General features: G+C 46.9%; 20 protein-coding genes, 1 pseudogene and 1 riboswitch. Of the genes and pseudogenes, 17 read left to right on the top strand and 4 right to left on the bottom strand.

What is annotated here, in order from left to right; all coding sequences use genetic code 11:
* Positions 1-4: 4 nt before the first annotated feature.
* A complete protein-coding gene (locus AC4EHB_RS08840; RefSeq protein ID WP_490975200.1) occupies positions 5-583 on the bottom strand; it encodes a GNAT family N-acetyltransferase in 579 nt (192 codons plus the stop codon).
* A gap of 114 nt (positions 584-697) precedes the next feature.
* Here AC4EHB_RS08840 and AC4EHB_RS08835 point away from each other — a divergent pair, with 114 nt between their 5' ends.
* The 4 genes and pseudogenes from AC4EHB_RS08835 to AC4EHB_RS08820 all read left to right on the top strand — a co-directional run.
* Entirely contained in the window at positions 698-1,150 is a 453-nt protein-coding gene (locus tag AC4EHB_RS08835; protein ID WP_490981219.1) for an OsmC family protein, read from the top strand.
* Positions 1,151-1,299: 149 nt separating this feature from the next.
* Complete coding sequence (locus tag AC4EHB_RS08830) at positions 1,300-1,560, top strand: metal-sensitive transcriptional regulator (RefSeq protein ID WP_490975198.1); 261 nt, start codon at positions 1,300-1,302, stop codon at positions 1,558-1,560.
* A gap of 200 nt (positions 1,561-1,760) precedes the next feature.
* Complete coding sequence (locus AC4EHB_RS08825) at positions 1,761-2,123, top strand: rhodanese-like domain-containing protein (RefSeq protein ID WP_490981218.1); 363 nt, start codon at positions 1,761-1,763, stop codon at positions 2,121-2,123.
* A gap of 47 nt (positions 2,124-2,170) precedes the next feature.
* A pseudogene (locus AC4EHB_RS08820) lies at positions 2,171-2,326 on the top strand (sulfite exporter TauE/SafE family protein); the annotation flags it as partial.
* 17 nt (positions 2,327-2,343) lie between these two features.
* Here the strand turns inward: AC4EHB_RS08820 and AC4EHB_RS08815 are convergent.
* Positions 2,344-3,045, bottom strand: coding sequence for an oxidoreductase (locus AC4EHB_RS08815; protein ID WP_490981217.1), 702 nt, complete (start codon positions 3,043-3,045; stop codon positions 2,344-2,346).
* A gap of 127 nt (positions 3,046-3,172) precedes the next feature.
* Between AC4EHB_RS08815 and AC4EHB_RS08810 the strand changes: the two genes are divergently transcribed.
* From AC4EHB_RS08810 to AC4EHB_RS08800, 3 genes are all read left to right on the top strand, one after another.
* Complete coding sequence (locus AC4EHB_RS08810; protein WP_490981216.1) at positions 3,173-3,853, top strand: TrkA C-terminal domain-containing protein; 681 nt, start codon at positions 3,173-3,175, stop codon at positions 3,851-3,853.
* 106 nt (positions 3,854-3,959) lie between these two features.
* The gene (locus tag AC4EHB_RS08805; RefSeq protein WP_490975194.1) at positions 3,960-6,068 is read left to right on the top strand and encodes a type IA DNA topoisomerase; all 2,109 of its coding nucleotides are present in this window, start codon (positions 3,960-3,962) and stop codon (positions 6,066-6,068) included.
* Positions 6,069-6,121: 53 nt separating this feature from the next.
* Positions 6,122-6,328, top strand: coding sequence for a heavy-metal-associated domain-containing protein (locus AC4EHB_RS08800; protein WP_490975193.1), 207 nt, complete (start codon positions 6,122-6,124; stop codon positions 6,326-6,328).
* A gap of 818 nt (positions 6,329-7,146) precedes the next feature.
* On the opposite strand, the gene AC4EHB_RS08795 is transcribed toward AC4EHB_RS08800, so the two are convergent.
* Entirely contained in the window at positions 7,147-7,728 is a 582-nt protein-coding gene (locus tag AC4EHB_RS08795) for a protein-L-isoaspartate(D-aspartate) O-methyltransferase (RefSeq protein WP_490975192.1), read from the bottom strand.
* A gap of 205 nt (positions 7,729-7,933) precedes the next feature.
* On the opposite strand from AC4EHB_RS08795, the gene msrA reads away from it, so the two are divergent.
* The 9 genes from msrA (at position 7,934) to AC4EHB_RS08750 (ending at position 13,695) form a co-directional block, all read left to right on the top strand.
* Positions 7,934-8,572: a peptide-methionine (S)-S-oxide reductase MsrA gene (gene msrA, locus AC4EHB_RS08790; RefSeq protein WP_490981506.1), complete on the top strand. Its 639-nt coding sequence runs from the start codon at positions 7,934-7,936 to the stop codon at positions 8,570-8,572.
* Positions 8,573-8,734: 162 nt separating this feature from the next.
* A complete protein-coding gene (locus AC4EHB_RS08785) occupies positions 8,735-8,929 on the top strand; it encodes a PLD nuclease N-terminal domain-containing protein (RefSeq protein WP_490975641.1) in 195 nt (64 codons plus the stop codon).
* A complete protein-coding gene (locus AC4EHB_RS08780) occupies positions 8,926-9,804 on the top strand; it encodes an ABC transporter ATP-binding protein (protein ID WP_490981215.1) in 879 nt (292 codons plus the stop codon). The genes AC4EHB_RS08785 and AC4EHB_RS08780 overlap by 4 nt, the downstream gene beginning before the upstream one ends.
* Entirely contained in the window at positions 9,801-10,586 is a 786-nt protein-coding gene (locus AC4EHB_RS08775) for an ABC transporter permease (RefSeq protein WP_490981214.1), read from the top strand. The genes AC4EHB_RS08780 and AC4EHB_RS08775 overlap by 4 nt, the downstream gene beginning before the upstream one ends.
* A gap of 160 nt (positions 10,587-10,746) precedes the next feature.
* Positions 10,747-11,151 (top strand): VOC family protein, encoded by a 405-nt coding sequence (locus AC4EHB_RS08770; protein ID WP_490981213.1) that lies wholly within the window; start codon positions 10,747-10,749, stop codon positions 11,149-11,151.
* Positions 11,144-11,848 carry a CBS domain-containing protein gene (locus AC4EHB_RS08765; protein WP_490975188.1) on the top strand — a complete coding sequence of 235 codons (705 nt, stop codon included), beginning with the start codon at positions 11,144-11,146 and terminating at the stop codon, positions 11,846-11,848. The genes AC4EHB_RS08770 and AC4EHB_RS08765 overlap by 8 nt, the downstream gene beginning before the upstream one ends.
* A gap of 11 nt (positions 11,849-11,859) precedes the next feature.
* Positions 11,860-12,684: a metallophosphoesterase gene (locus AC4EHB_RS08760; RefSeq protein ID WP_490975187.1), complete on the top strand. Its 825-nt coding sequence runs from the start codon at positions 11,860-11,862 to the stop codon at positions 12,682-12,684.
* A 12-nt stretch (positions 12,685-12,696) separates the two neighbouring features.
* Complete coding sequence (locus AC4EHB_RS08755; RefSeq protein WP_490981212.1) at positions 12,697-13,173, top strand: NUDIX hydrolase; 477 nt, start codon at positions 12,697-12,699, stop codon at positions 13,171-13,173.
* 24 nt (positions 13,174-13,197) lie between these two features.
* Positions 13,198-13,695 (top strand): GNAT family N-acetyltransferase, encoded by a 498-nt coding sequence (locus tag AC4EHB_RS08750; RefSeq protein ID WP_490975185.1) that lies wholly within the window; start codon positions 13,198-13,200, stop codon positions 13,693-13,695.
* A gap of 33 nt (positions 13,696-13,728) precedes the next feature.
* Here AC4EHB_RS08750 and AC4EHB_RS08745 read toward each other — a convergent pair whose 3' ends face one another.
* Positions 13,729-14,052 carry a CHY zinc finger protein gene (locus AC4EHB_RS08745; protein WP_490981211.1) on the bottom strand — a complete coding sequence of 108 codons (324 nt, stop codon included), beginning with the start codon at positions 14,050-14,052 and terminating at the stop codon, positions 13,729-13,731.
* A gap of 86 nt (positions 14,053-14,138) precedes the next feature.
* Positions 14,139-14,311, top strand: a riboswitch (FMN riboswitch).
* A gap of 241 nt (positions 14,312-14,552) precedes the next feature.
* Here AC4EHB_RS08745 and ribE point away from each other — a divergent pair.
* Positions 14,553-15,182, top strand: coding sequence for a riboflavin synthase (gene ribE / locus AC4EHB_RS08740; RefSeq protein ID WP_490975183.1), 630 nt, complete (start codon positions 14,553-14,555; stop codon positions 15,180-15,182).
* Positions 15,183-15,188: the final 6 nt, after the last annotated feature.

The following is a 15,188-nucleotide window of genomic DNA, read 5'->3' as shown; positions in this document are numbered from 1 at the left end:
TTTGTCATTGCGGCTTTTGGGCTGATACGGCCTTCACCATATGATGGAAAGGCTCTCCGATGATGGTCCAGGGTTCGGAAATAGTATAGCCGAGTCTCTGGTAAAGGCGTATGGCTGCATCTTTTTCTGTATCGACATTCAGCGACAGCTTGCCGCCTCCTTTGTCTGAAACAATTTTTTCAGCGTAGTGCAATAATGCTGTGCCGATGCCCTTTCCTTGGTAAGCGGCATCAACCGATACGGTATCGATATACCATTCATCGAGATGGGCTTCCCTTTCAATCGTCCGCTCATGTCCGCTTTTTCTCAGTTCATCGTACAGAAAGCGGTCAAGCGCTTCCGCTTTGCTGCCATGGTAAAGCACCAGCACTCCAGCGAGGTCATTCTGGACTTCTGCAATATAGGTGAAGCGGTGGCTGTGCCGTGTATTTTTGCCGCGGACCATTTCGCTGATTTTATCAAGGACCAATTGCGGCTCTTGCAGTGCAGTCATGTGCTTGGCGATATCCCCTATAGCATTGACGATGAGTGGGGCTGCCGCTGTTCCATCCTCAGGCCGGGCCTGCCGTAGTCTAATATCCATTCTATTTAGCTCCTTTTGCTTGCTTAATGCCTATGAGCACTGGAATAATAAAGAAAATCGGAAGAAATTATTTTTTTCTATGTAATGACGTTACCATTAAAGGAGAGAAGCTGCATGGCTTTACACAGTTTTCATTTAAAAGCGGATTGGCCGGGTTTGCGTAATGATGTTGGAGAAATCGAATCAGGGAATTTGAAGACGCAGATTTCCATACCGCCGGAAATGGACGGCCCGGGAGTCGGCACCAATCCGGACGAGATGCTGCTCGGAGCAGCCGCGACTTGCTACATCATTACACTGGCAGCAATGATGCAGCGCAGCAATTTGGAGAAGGAATCCTTGACGATGGAATCGGAAGGAATAGTGGAAGTGGAAAAAGGCGTGATCACTTATAAAAAAATCATTCATCGCCCGCAAGTGGTCTTGAAAACAGATGCTACCGAAAAAGATTTCGAACTGGCCCACCGGCTTGCGGAAAAAGCAGAATCTTCCTGTATGATTAGCCGAGCTATCAAAGGAAATGTCGAACTCGAGTTGCAGGCCAATATCCAGTCTCTTGCGATATAGAAGAAACTTGTGGAAATATTTAACCGAAATAGGTATTGCGGTTGCTGCATCGAAAACGAGTTTTAAATGATTTGACAACATACCCCGATGGGTATATTGTGGATAGTATAAATAAAGCATCTCTTGTATATTTCAAGGAGGAACGAAACATGGCATACGATAAACGCATTGAAAATCGGCTGAAACGGATTGAGGGGCAATTGCGAGGCGTGCTTAAAATGGTTGAAAATGACGGCGAATGCCGAGATGTTGTCACTCAGCTTTCCGCGATCAGAAGCGCTGTCGACCGTACAATTGGTGTAATAGTCAGTGATAATCTGGAAGCTTGCGTCCGCCAGAGCATTGAAAAAGGCGAAGATACAGAAGCGGTAGTAAAAGAAGCTGTAGAATTGCTCGTGAAAAGCAGGTAGTAAATTTTGGCTGGCATAGAGAATGATAGACTTCAACTCAGCCTACGTGGTGTGTTAAGAGTGCGACGACACTTTAAAACGTTCTTTTTTTGAAGAATATAATACCCCCACGGGTAAGTGTTTAAGATGATTAAGTGACGGCAACGCAGCTTATTTATCTAATTGGCTCGGCCAAACCGAATAGAGAGGAAATGATGAAAATGGATATTCTTTTATGGGTTGTAATCGGAGCAGCGGCTTTGTGGCTCGGATACCGTCTGACATCTCCAAAAAAAGGCGTGCAGTCGATTTCAACTGAAGAATTGAAATCCCAGCTAGACAGCGAAAATAAACAATTCGTTGATGTACGGACTCCAGGCGAGTTTAAAGAAAACCATGTCAAAGGCTTCAAAAACATTCCATTGAACGACCTGCCGAAGCGTATGGGCGAATTATCTAAAGATAAAGAAGTGGTGGTTATGTGCCAAAGTGGAATGCGCAGCAGCAAAGCCAGCCAAATCTTGAAAAAGAACGGTTTTGAAAAAGTCTTGAATGTACGGGGCGGAATGAGCAGCTACCGCTAAAGCAAAAAATATATCATGGTTTATCCAATGCCGATCGTAAAAACAACCTCTACGGTCCGGCTGCGGTCATGATTGTGGCTAGTATCATAGCTGCTCCGATTAGAGCGAGATTAGGCCAAAAAATGAATACGAAATATTTGCAATGGATTTTGGCGCTGTTGATTTTAGGGATAGCGATCAATATTTGGTCGGATATTCTATAAAGAAAAATGGCACTGGATTATCCAGTGCCATTTTTCTGTGCAAGCGGATGCCTGCGGCTCAACGTGAAAATCCGATTTGACGTATGGGTAAAGGCGCCAAGGGATGAATCCTGTGCTGCGTGATGCATTGCAACGGCTACACGCCGTGCGCTGATTGGCTTGTACTTTTGCAGCCTGCCGACGAGCAGGGGGCTGAACAACGGGCTCAACAGAACCGCTGCCTTTTCACCCAGGCGGAATTCTTTGCGATCCCCCAACAGCAAGGATGGCTGGAAAATGTGGAGCGCAGGAAAGCCGTTTTTCTTCAAAGCATCTTCTAATTGGCCTTTGGTGCGGCTATAGAATACCTTGGATGAAGAATCGGCGCCAAGCGCTGAAATAACCAGAAATTTTTGCGCGCCTTGCTCTTTTGCCATTTCTGCGAGTTTGGCCGGGTATTCGAAATCCACTTTTCTAAACGCTTGCTGGGAGCCTGCTGCTTTGATCGTGGTGCCTAAGCAGCAAAAAACGTCATCAGCAACGAGCAGTTCGTGAAAATTTTCAAGCCAGTCGAAGTCTACGACTATTTGCTCAAGTTTAGGGTGCATAATGTCGAGATGGCGGCGGCCGATTATTTTGACAGAATCATAATGGGGGCTTTCCAGCAAAATATGCAGCAGCTCATTTCCGACCAAGCCGCTGGCTCCTGCAAGCAGCGCGGTTTTAGTAGCGTGTTCCATGGGATCCTCTCCATTCATATCAATCAAGCTTGTGTTATTGATTATACTACTGAATACTTTCAAGCAGAAAGGATTTCAACTATTGCAATGGGGGAATAGTTTAAGATGAAGAGAGGAGTGGCAGGGCATGACGGGAATTCTTTTTATTTTGCTTTACTCGGCCATCATGTGGCTGGCGATCGAAATCGCAGTAATGCTTTTTGTGGCGACAGGGCTGAAGAAGCCAATAGCCCGCTATCAGGTGATTTCCATGCTGACAGCCACTGGTTTTACGTCGGATGAGTCTAGACTGATTGTCGATCATCCAATCCGCAGGAGAATCAGCGCTGCGGTCATTCTATTCGGCTACTTTTCCCTAGCCGTCATGATCTCTTCCATCGCGACGATTCTGTCCAATGATTTAAGGATAAATGTGCTTTTTATTGTAATAGCTGTTTTTCTGACGATTCTGCTCATATTAAAAAGTGGGTTGATCAAAACCTTTTTGGCTGGTAAATTTGAACACGAAATGGAAGAGGAATACGACCTGGAAGATTGGCCGCTGAAAACCGCGTTGTCACTCGAAGACAACGACATGGTGGCGCTGCTGGAAATCCGGTATGACTCTGAATACTCTGGAAAGACGGCAGAAAAGCTTTTGGAAAGAGAAGATGATATCCACTTGCTTTTTATCAGAAGAGGCAACTCCATCGTAAGGAAATTGGTTTTTGAAGAAACTTTGCAAACAGGGGACTTAGTGATGATTTTTGGAGACAAAGAAACCATAAAGGGCAGATTCAGCGAGATGTTGTCGCGTAGAAGGCTATGACTGTATCCCATAGGATGAATCGTGCAATAATCCGTTTTCAAATTTCTTTGCTTTTCCGGCGAACAGCGTACAATAGAGGAAAGCGGAGAATGAAAGGACGAATTGTATGAAACCAGTAATTGTAGCCGAAAAGCCGAGCCAGGCCAAAGCATATGCCGAAGCGTTTAAAACGTCCAAACGGGATGGCTATTTGGAAATAGCACCAGATTCGATTTTTCCGGAAGGCGCCTTTATCACGTGGGGAATCGGCCATCTGGTGGAGTTGAAAGAGCCAAAGGCCTACGATCCGAAATGGGGGCGCTGGAAGCTCGAGGCGCTGCCAATTCTGCCTGAAAAATACCAATTCCAGGTCGCGAGAGGAAAATCGCAGCAATTTAATATTATTAAAAGATTGATTTCACAAACCGACACCGTCATCAATGCGTGCGATGTTGACCGTGAAGGTTCCAATATTTTTTACAGCATTTATTATCAGACAGGTGTGAAAGGCAAGAAAATCCAACGGCTGTGGATCAATTCCCTTGAAGTGGATGAGGTCCGCAAAGGGTTTCAGCAATTGCGCGACAACAAGCAGGACTTGCTGCTCTATCAGGAAGCGCGGGCGCGGCAAATCAGCGACTGGCTTGTCGGCATGAACGGCTCCCGCCTGTATTCCTTGTTGCTGCAGGAAAAGGGCATACACGAAGTATTCGCCATTGGAAGAGTGCAGACGCCGACCGTCTTTCTGGTTTACCAGCGAGCGATGGAGATCGAGGCTTTTGTGCCTGAACCGTTTTATGAAATCGAAGGCGTTTTCACTGCGGAAAAAGGGCGTTATAAAGGAAAAGCGAAGTTCAAGGCGAAAGAGCGGCGTGAGGCGGAAGAATTGTTGCAGAAACATAACATCGCCGGAAAAGCGGAAGGCATCGTGGCGCAACTGAAAACAGTTGAAAAACGGATGCCGCCTCCGATGCTGCATTCGTTATCGACATTGCAGGCAACCGCGAACCGCAAATGGAAATACAGCCCGGCGAAAGTGCTGTCGGTCATGCAGGGGCTGTACGAGAAGAAACTGGTAAGCTATCCGAGGACCGATGCCCAACATATTACACCGGCGGAATTCAGTTACGTTGCGGGACAAGTTGAATCCTATCAAAAACTGATCGGCGCCGAATTTCCGATAGCATCAAAAACGCCGAAAAAACGCTTTGTCGACAGCGCGAAAGTCCAGGAGCATTATGCCATCATTCCTACCAAGTCCATTCCTACCGCAAGAAAATTGGAAGGCTTGGCGCGCGATGAACGGAGTCTGTATGAAGAAGTGCTGCGGACGACATTGGCGATGTTCCACCGGGATTACCGTTACGCAGAAACGAAAGTTGTGACAGACGTAAATGGTCTGGCGTTCTTGACGACTGGAAAAACGGATCTCGACCAGGGGTGGAAAGACTTGTTTCCGGCTGCAAAAGAAGCGAAACAGGAACCGCCATTGCCGGAACTTCGTGAGCAAGAACCGGTAAAGGCTGACGTAGCTGTGAAGGAAGGCATGACAACGCCTCCGAAACCATATACAGAAGGCCAATTGATCGCCATGATGAAAACATGCGGGAAGTATGTAGACGATGTGGAAGATACTGAAATCCTTAAGGAAATTGAGGGGCTTGGGACAGAAGCGACGCGGAGTGGCATCATCGAGACGATCAAGCGCCATGAATACATTGAAGTGAAGAAGAATATCGTTTCGATTACTGGAAAAGGCCGCATTCTGTGCCAGTCGATTGAAGGGAATCTGCTCTCGAGTCCTGCGATGACTGCCAAATGGGAAACGTATTTGAAGAAAATCGGCAAAGGGGAAGGATCCCCGGAAGTGTTCCTGGCGACGATTGCAAAATTCATACACAAGCTTCTTGAAGATGTCCCTGCCCAGATGAAGCAGAACGGCCTGCCGGACAAGCTGGCGGTGCCCGACAGCAAAGAAGAAATAGCCCTGTGCCCGCGCTGCAAAAAAGGTATGATCATCTCGCGCAAAGGGTCATATGGCTGTACGGAATACGATAATGGCTGCAAGCAATCCTTCCCGAATGTGTTCCTGAAAAAAAGGCTGACCGCAAAGCAAGTGGAGTATTTATGCACAAAAGGAAAAACGCCGGTTATCAAAGGTTTTGTGTCTAAGAACGGCAAAAAGTTCAACGCGAAGCTGATACTTGAGGATGGGAAACTGAAAATGGAATTTTAAATGCTTGAAAAGCGGGTATGGATATTAAAAGCATATGTGGAAGGATGGTTGGAATGAAAACGATAACCTTGTTCGTTAAAGAAGCCACTTCTGAAAAACCGATCCGTGCTCTTGAAGCCGTCATTACAGCAATAGATGGAGTCGAACGGGCATTGATTGACACGACGGATGGAGAAGTGAAGATTACTTTCGATGAAAAGGTTTTGGCCCAGGAACAGCTTATTGAAAGAATACGGCAAGACGGTTTTCATATCGTTTGAAGCATATAGTAAATCCTTTACGCCGATGGCAAATTGATGTAAAATTAAATTTGCTTGGAAAACTATAGCGTTTCCAATTCCACTTAAATTGATGAAAGCGTTCATAAACAGTCACATAGGTGCCGACATCCTTTAAGATGCTGGTATAACTTCCATAAAAAATATACTTTGGTGAAATGTTTCAGACAATAGAGCTGCTGACAAAGCCGAAAAGGATCCAAGAGATCCTTTTCGGCTTTTTTATGTTTTTCTTTAGAAAGGGATGATTTTCATGCAATTTTTTATTGATCATAAGTACAGGAAAATTCATCAAAGAATGTACGCGGGAGATAGATGTGGATTTGTCGAAACGCCGATCGACAAGCGGGAATTCACAAATGCGGAGGATTATATAAAAAGTCTAGAAAATGACGGTACATATGAATTATGTGAGCATTGCCAAACCGTACAAATTGAATTTGATTAAGGGGTTACATACTTAAATGCATGCCATATAACCTTCTGGTATGCTAAGGGGCTTTATGGTGTACATTTTATCGGCCAAGGGAGCATACAGAAGAGGCAACAGGAAAAAACATTGAAAAAGAATTGATCAAAGCGGGATTTTCTGAAGAACTGAAACTTGTGGAGCGACCGCTTGAACGCGCGATGCTGCGGCAGCTGATTTGGAAACCCACAATCAGCTGCAATGCAGGAAGTTTTTATCGACTGGCATTTAGTGGGTGACAAAGCTTATATTGTCATGCTGCTTGGAAAGAAGAAAAATAAAAGGCTGGCGAGATTCAATCTCGCCAGCCTTTTATTTTTTCAAGTGTCTATTATTCGTATTTACCTTTGAGCGGCACAAACAATACATTATTAATAACGGTTTTGTGGAGCTTGCCTTGACTGTCTTTTTCAACCAGCTGCAAATCCTGCATAAATGAGCTGCCGACCGGAATCAGCATTTTTCCGCCTGGCTTTAATTGTTCAATCAGCTCCTGCGGTATTGTGGCAGCAGCAGCCGTGACCATAATGCGATCGTAAGGCGCATGTTCAGCCCAGCCGTAACTGCCGTCATCAAGTTTGAAATGGATATTTTCAAAGCCGGCTTCGCCTAAGCGCTTTTGGGCACTTTTATGCAGTTCTTTAATTCGTTCGACTGTATAGACCGAATCTGAGAACTTTGCGAGCAAGGCTGTTTGGAAGCCGGAACCTGTTCCAATCTCCAATACTTTTGAAGTTTGCTGAAGATCTAAAGCAAGTGTCATTTCCAAAACGAGCGATGGTTGGGAAATCGTCTGTTGGTGGCCGATTGGAATCGCTTCATCCAAACCGGCAAGGTCTTTGTACTTTTCCATAAAAAAACTCCGGTCCAAATTACGGAAATAGGCAATGATTTCTTTTTTTCTGCTATTCATCTTCTTCACTCTCTTTCCATATAGGATAGGGAATCGGATGGTTTTGGCTCTTGTGTTCTATTGTAATTCGAATTTGCTTTTTTGCCTATTTATTCGCGGTCGCCTGCGCTTTCTTTGGCCACTCGGATGTGTTTAACTATAAGGGAATCGAGGTGGGGTTAAGATGAATAACAAACAGTCAAACTTGGCTGCGGCAGAACAAGAGATGGCAGAAGCGCATACTTATTTTGAAACCGCCACATTCGGGATGGGCTGTTTCTGGGGTCCGGAAGCGCGCTTTGGAAGCCTGCCGGGTGTTTTGCGCACGCGGGTCGGCTATGCCGGGGGCACGGCCTTGAATCCGGTTTACCGCCAAATGGGCGACCATACTGAAACCGTGCAAATAGATTTTGATCCGGCTGTGCTGCCTTACGAAGAGGTACTGCGGCATTTTTGGGAGAATCATTATCCGAACAGGGATGAGTATAAGGGCCGTCAATACATCTCCCTTTTGCGCTTCCATTCCGAGCAGCAGCAGAAAACGATTGCCCGAATCAAAGAAGAAATGGAAAGCAGGCTGGGAGAAAAGATCGAAACGGATATCGGACCCTACCGCAATTTCACATTGGCGGAAGAACGGCATCAAAAGTACTACGTGAAGCGGTATCCACGGATCCTCGAGCAATTGGTGCCGCATTATTCAGACGCACAAGGATTGCAGAATTCTATTTTTGCAGCGCGCTTGAACGGCTTTGCCAAAGGATTTGGCAATAGGGAAAAGTTGAAGGAAGAAATAGCACGTTGGAGCATCAGCGAAGAAAGCCGGAAGCAGCTGACGGAGACTTTGATGACAATCAAGTGGTAAGCGAAGGATTCCGTTTGCGGAGTCTTTTTTTCTGGCTAAAATTTAGAGGTGAAAAGGTTTGCCGCAAATTCTCGTGTATCATCAATCGGAATGCGAAAGCAGGATTCGCCTGGATGGGTAGAGAAATAAAAAATGAAGGCACAGGGAGGGAAAGAGATGGCGATGCAAGACATGGATATGTTAGGGCTGTTACTGCCGATTATATTGATCCAACTTGCTTTAATGATTTTCGCTTTAGTGGATTTGGTTAAAAATCCGAATCCCAATGGTCCGAAATGGATGTGGGCACTGATTATCGTCTTGATTAATACTATCGGTCCGATTGTTTACTTTGTTATAGGGAGGCGTAATTATTGAACATGCTGGAAGCCAAAAGTCTGACGAAACGGTATGGCAATGAATTGGCGGTTGATCAAGCCACCTTTGAGCTCGAAGAAGGGACTGCAACCGCTTTGATCGGTCCGAATGGCGCCGGCAAAACGACCACTTTGTCGATGCTCGCCGGATTGCTGAAACAGACAGAAGGAACCATTGAATGGGACGTACATTCCGGCATCGGTTTCCTGCCGCAGCATCCGCACTTCTTTCCTTGGCTGACAGCCATCGAGTTCACAGAAATGGCGGCGAAGATTAGCGGAGTGGATTCCAAATTAGCAAGGAAGCAATCCCAGCGGACGCTCGAATTTGTCGGTTTGGGCAAAGCCCTGAATAAAAAAACCGGGACGTTTTCCGGTGGCATGAAACAGCGCTTGGGCCTTGCGCAGGCAATTGTCCATCAGCCTAAATTGCTGCTGCTTGATGAACCAGTGTCTGCGCTTGATCCGACAGGGCGTCGGGAAGTGATGGATTTATTGAAATCGCTGCAAGGGCATACGACGATTTTGTACTCGACGCATATTCTGAATGATGCGGAAGAGATGACGGACCAAGTATTGTTCATGCAATCCGGAAAGCTGATTGAACAAGGATCGCTTGCTGAAGTTAAAAAGCGCCATGCCAATCCGCAAATCCGCATCCGTTTTGACGACAGCGAACAGGCATCGCGGTTTGTGGAAAACACACCGTGGCAAGCGGAAGCAAAAGGGGCATCTGTAATTTTGGCGGCAAGCGGCGGTCCCGCTATGGAAGAAATACTCAGCTTTTTGGCTGCGGCTCCAGCCGGAGTTGCGGCAGTGGAGCGCCAGTCCGCAACACTGGAGGAAATATTCTTGAAGGTGGTGGGGGCAAGATGAACCAATTAGGTGTTCTTTTTCAAAAGGAATGGCGGGAAAACCTGCGGAATTTTAAAGTTTTCTGGATTCCGGCTGTCTTCATCCTGTTCGGTATTTTGGAGCCGGTGACGAATTATTTCCTTCCACAAATTCTCGATTCTGTCGGGAATCTGCCGGATGGTGCGGTTATCGAGATTCCGCAGCCAGAACCGGCGCAAATTCTAGCTGCCGTTTTGGGACAATATCAATTTGTAGGACTGATGGTGCTGGTTTTGGCTTACATGGGAACGATTGCAGGTGAGCGGAAAAGCGGTGCAGCGACACTATTGTATGTCCGCCCTTTGTCTTTTGCGTCTTATTTTTTCAGTAAATGGATGATGGCGGGGCTGATTGCCCTTATAAGCGCCTGGTCCGGTTTGCTTGCGGCCTATTATTATACATTCCTGTTATTCGAAAAAGTGGATTTCATGAAATTCATCCAATTTGCGGCAACTTACAGTGTGTGGATTTTGCTGGTGGTGTCCGTTGTCCTCGCGGCAAGCGCCGCATTGCCGAATCCGGGGTTTGCTGCAGCAGTGGCATTGGCAGTGGTTTTCCTGGCGCAGCTCGCGGACGGACTGCTTGGAACGTATTGGACGGTTTCACCAGTGAAAATACCAAGCTATGCGGCACAATGGCTTGCAGATGGTCCGGTGCGCGCAAATTTTTGGTGGGCTTTGGGCATTGCCGTGCTGCTTATGGCAGTGGCCGCGGTATTCGGCGTCTGGATGTCACGAAAAAATGCCGCGACGGCAAAAGTGTAATCATATGAGCAGGTATAATGGGGAGTTCGGCTTAAAGAGCCGTGCTTTTTTGCGTGGCACGCCTTGCAGGCTTTCGTTGGGAAGGTGGAATTGTACTCTTTGCTTGAACGCGAACTTTTTGGAAAGGTTCTGTTAGAATGAAAAAAAGGGGCCCTTTAAATTGATTCATCACATTGAACTGAATGTTTCTGATTTGAATAAATCAAGGGCATTTTACGAGGCACTGCTTCCTGAACTGGGGTATTCGGTTTACCAGGACTGGCCGGAGGGCTTCAGCTTCAAGAAAGGCCCCAGCTACGTGGTGTTTGTGCAGACAGCCGAAGATTTCCTGTCCCGCCCTTATCACCGAAAAGCGCCCGGACTCAATCATCTCGCATTTCATGCGGACACACCGGCCGCTGTAGATAGCTTGGCCGGCAAGATGCGGAGCTTGGGCGTGCAGATGCTCTATGAAGACCGATACCCTTATGCAGGAGGTCCTCATCATTACGCTGTTTTCATGGAAGATCCGGATCGGATGAAAATTGAAATTGCCGTGGATGGGAGTGCTGAAAAAAATGTCTGATAAAAACTCAAGCCGATTTTTAGTGGCTTTCAATAAAATCGAAAAATTTCTGAAAGAAATCAATGGCTCAAAGGATTACGTTACGTTCTTCAAATCGATTGATTTAGCTGGCAGAAAAAACGCCACAGTGAGAAAATACGAGGGTGATTTGAGGGAATTCGCTGATTTGCGCAACGCTATTGTCCACCATCGGACTTCGACGGAATACGCTATTGCTGAACCACATATGGAAATTGTAGAATTGATAGAGCGTATTGAAGAATTATTGTCCCAGCCAGTTACGGTGGGTGTGATGTTTGCGCGCCAGGTGCATACGTTTCAAGCGGAAGATACATTGGCGAAAGTACTGCGCATCGTCCGGGCCAAGGGTTTTATGCAATGGCCTATTTATGACGGAGAAGAATTTGCCGGGTTGATTACATCAGGCGGCATCGCGCGATGGCTCATCCAAACGAGGGAAGAAGAAACTATTTCCCGGGAAATAACGACTATGCGTGATATTCTGCAATATGAGAAAGATGGCCGCAACCATCGCTTCATCGCTTCTGCTACATCCGTTTATGAAGCAGAGGAAATATTCAAGGAATCGGTGCTTTCAGGCGGTGCCCTGGAAGCGTTGCTCATTACAAGGAATGGCAGTAAAAAAGAACAATTGACGGGAATCATTACGCCGATTGACTTGATCAAGATTGAATAGAGGCTAAAATTATGAAGAAAATCATCACCCTGCTGTTGCTCATCGCTTTTGTCTGGAGCTTCATCTGGGTTAATAATAATTGGATTCAAACGACAGAATATACATTATCGTCTGCAGAGTTGCCCGCTGCTTTTGACGGCAAAAGGGTTATCCAGGTATCGGATCTCCACAATGCGAATTTTGGTACAGCGCAATCATCATTGATTGAAAAAGTAGAAGCTGCCGATCCAGATGTCATTTTCCTGACAGGGGATTTGGTTGACAGCAACCGCTACGATTTGGAAACCAGTTTGACGCTGGTCGATGCATTGGTAGAAATGAGCGAAGTTTATTTTGTGCTGGGCAATCATGAAGTAGCGGTCAATAAAATCGATGAGATTACAGCGGCGCTGGAAGAGCGGGGCGTCACAGTGCTCATGAATGACAAGGTGCAGTGGGAAGAAGGCGGGGAAACCGTCCAGATTGCCGGCATCAACGACCCCTTGTTCAATGTCGATTTGACAGAAGAGGAATTTACACACGATGCATTAGCTGAAACGGAATTGACGGACAATTTCACTTTGCTATTGGCGCATCGTCCGGAAATGTTCAGTATTTACGTGGAACAGGGCATTGATATGGTGTTCGCCGGACATGCCCATGGTGGACAGGTTCGCATACCTGGCCTTGGCGGCTTGATTGCTCCTGGACAAGGATGGTTTCCGACAATGACCAAGGGGATTTTCCGCAAAGAGGGCACACAGCTCGTTTTGAGCCGAGGGCTTGGCAATAGCGGCTTTCCGGTTAGAGTCTTCAACCTGCCGGAAGTGGTAGCGGTAACGCTAGAAAAAGAATGAGGAGGTGCCCATTTGGATACATCGTTTAAAATGGAAACACAGGTTTTCAACTACCGCGTGGCCGCTGTATGGATTGAGAACGGCCATATTTTGCTGCACAAGCAGACAAAAGAATCGTATTGGGCGCTTCCCGGCGGACGGGCGGAAATGCTTGAGGACTCGAAAAGCTGTCTTGCGAGGGAAATGGAAGAAGAGCTGGGCGCGACTATGTCCGCCAGCCGATTGCTGTGGGTGACAGAAAACTTTTTTACTTATAATGCTAAGAAATACCATGAGATCGGTTTCTATTATGAAGTAGAGCCTGTGGACGGCGCAAATCATTACCGCGAAGGCCCGTTCTTCGGACCTGAAGGCGAGCGCCTGACATATGAATGGGTGCCGCTTAGTGAAATCGATCAAGTCGAGCTTTACCCGAAGTTTCTGCGTTCCGGCTTAAAAAGGCTCCCTGCTGGTATAGAGCATGTAATCATTGCGGAAGATGCGCTTTAATAAACAATTCAGGAGGCGTTTACGGTGATCAGGAAAAAAGAAGTCACATTGCATTGCTACACGCCGAAAGTGGACGTTCAATACGACCTGCCTTCGGAGCAACGCGAATTTACCGGTCTGCCACAGGATATCATCCGGCGGGACGCGGAAAATCCGCTGAAGCATTTCATCATTATCAAAGCGCGTGGACAAGTGGCCGGCTTTTTTGAACTCGATGAATCGGATGACCGCAAAGCCTATTCCGACAACCCGCATACCTTGTTGCTGAGAGGCTACTCTGTGGATCCTGCTTTTCAAGGGCAAGGCATCGCGACAGGTTCAATTTATGCGCTGCCTGATTTTATCCGCCAGGAATTCCCGGAAGCTGACGAAGTGGTGCTCGGAGTCAATGCCCGCAACACGCCGGCTCAGCACATCTACCAACGAGCCGGATTTGAAGATACCGGGAGGCGCCTGATGCGCTCCAAAGGCGAACAAATTGTCATGTGCTTAAGAGTGAAAGCCGTTGAAAAGAGCGGCTGACGCTCTTTTTTTATTTGACCGCCTAAGAAGCACTTATTCAAAGTAAAGATGCTTATGCAGGCTGCAGCCTGGATTGAAGCGACTGTCGCATGACGGGCACACCGACGCGCAGTCTAGGTATTCCCGGATGGCCAATTGATGGCCGCAGGATCCGCACAACACCGCTTTTTCATCAAATTGCTCTTTTGGCCAGACTGTTGCTTTTCCGCATCCGGCTTCTTTATGGCATTCAAAGCATGCGTAATAAAGTCCACAGCAATAAAACTTAATGGCGATCCGGTCAATTTCCGAATGCCAATGAGCGCATCTCGTTTCTTCATCGACTTGCAGCCCTAAGACCTTTTGTGTATGTGGCATAATTTCTCCCCCTGTCATCCGCAAAATCAGAAATCTGCGAAGTTTCCTCTTTTTTATGCTACTATGAAATGGACAATTAATCGAATCGAATTCTTCGGGGCAAGGTGAAATTCCTTACCGGCGGTGAGCAGAGAACTGTAAGTCCGTGACCCGATCTTGAAAAGATGTCCAGCCAAATAATGGCTGCATGTTTTTCAAGGCGGTGGAGCTGGTGAAAATCCGGCACCGACAGTGAAAGTCTGGATGGGAGAAGAATTTGAGCGCTTGTTTTTGTCGTACCCTTTTTTAGCTCTTTAACGGCACGACTCCGTTTCTGACAACGAAATAGAGTTTATTCAGCGTGCCTTTGATGCGGCTTGCAAATCCCCTATAGAAATTCCTTTCCTTACCACCCGACTGCCCCTTGGTGGAAAGAACCCTTTTAGCAATACCTATAATTTAATGCGGTCATTGGACCGCAGCAACGGAGCTTTATGGCTTTTACAAAGGAGCGTGATTCAATGTTCACCGGAATTGTGGAAGAAGTGGGCCGCGTAGCATCTGTGCGGTCAAAGCCCCAGGCAATGGAGCTGACCATTTCGTGTTCGCTGGTTCTTGAAGACGCCAAACGCGGAGACAGCATCTCCATCAATGGTGTCTGCTTGACTGTGTCTTCATTGGCACAAAGCACCTTTACAGTTGATGTCATCCCAGAAACGGTCAAGTCCTCTACGCTTCACGGGCTGAAAAGCGGGTCGAAGGTCAACCTTGAACGTGCGATGCCTGCAAATGGCAGGTTCGGCGGCCATTTTGTCAGCGGCCATATTGATGGCGTTGGTGTGATTCGTTCAGTTAAAAAAGAAGCGAATGCGGTCACAAAGTCTATTGAAGTCAAACCCGAACTCATGAAGTACATGATGATGAAGGGTTCGATCGCAGTAGATGGGACGTCACTGACAATCTTCGAGCTCGGCCATAACACCGTAACAATTTCACTGATTCCCACCACGCAGGAAGATTCGTTGTTGGGTGCTAAAGGAATTGGCGATCCCGTCAACATCGAATGCGATATGCTGGCGAAGTACACAGAGCGCATTCAGACGGCGGAATCGAAAATCAGCCGCAGCTGGCTCGCGGAAAATGGATTTTAAATGGAG

The sequence above is a fragment of the Planococcus sp. TJ-302 genome, from assembly GCF_058268455.1.
This window is presented reverse-complemented; position numbering and strand designations above follow the sequence as displayed.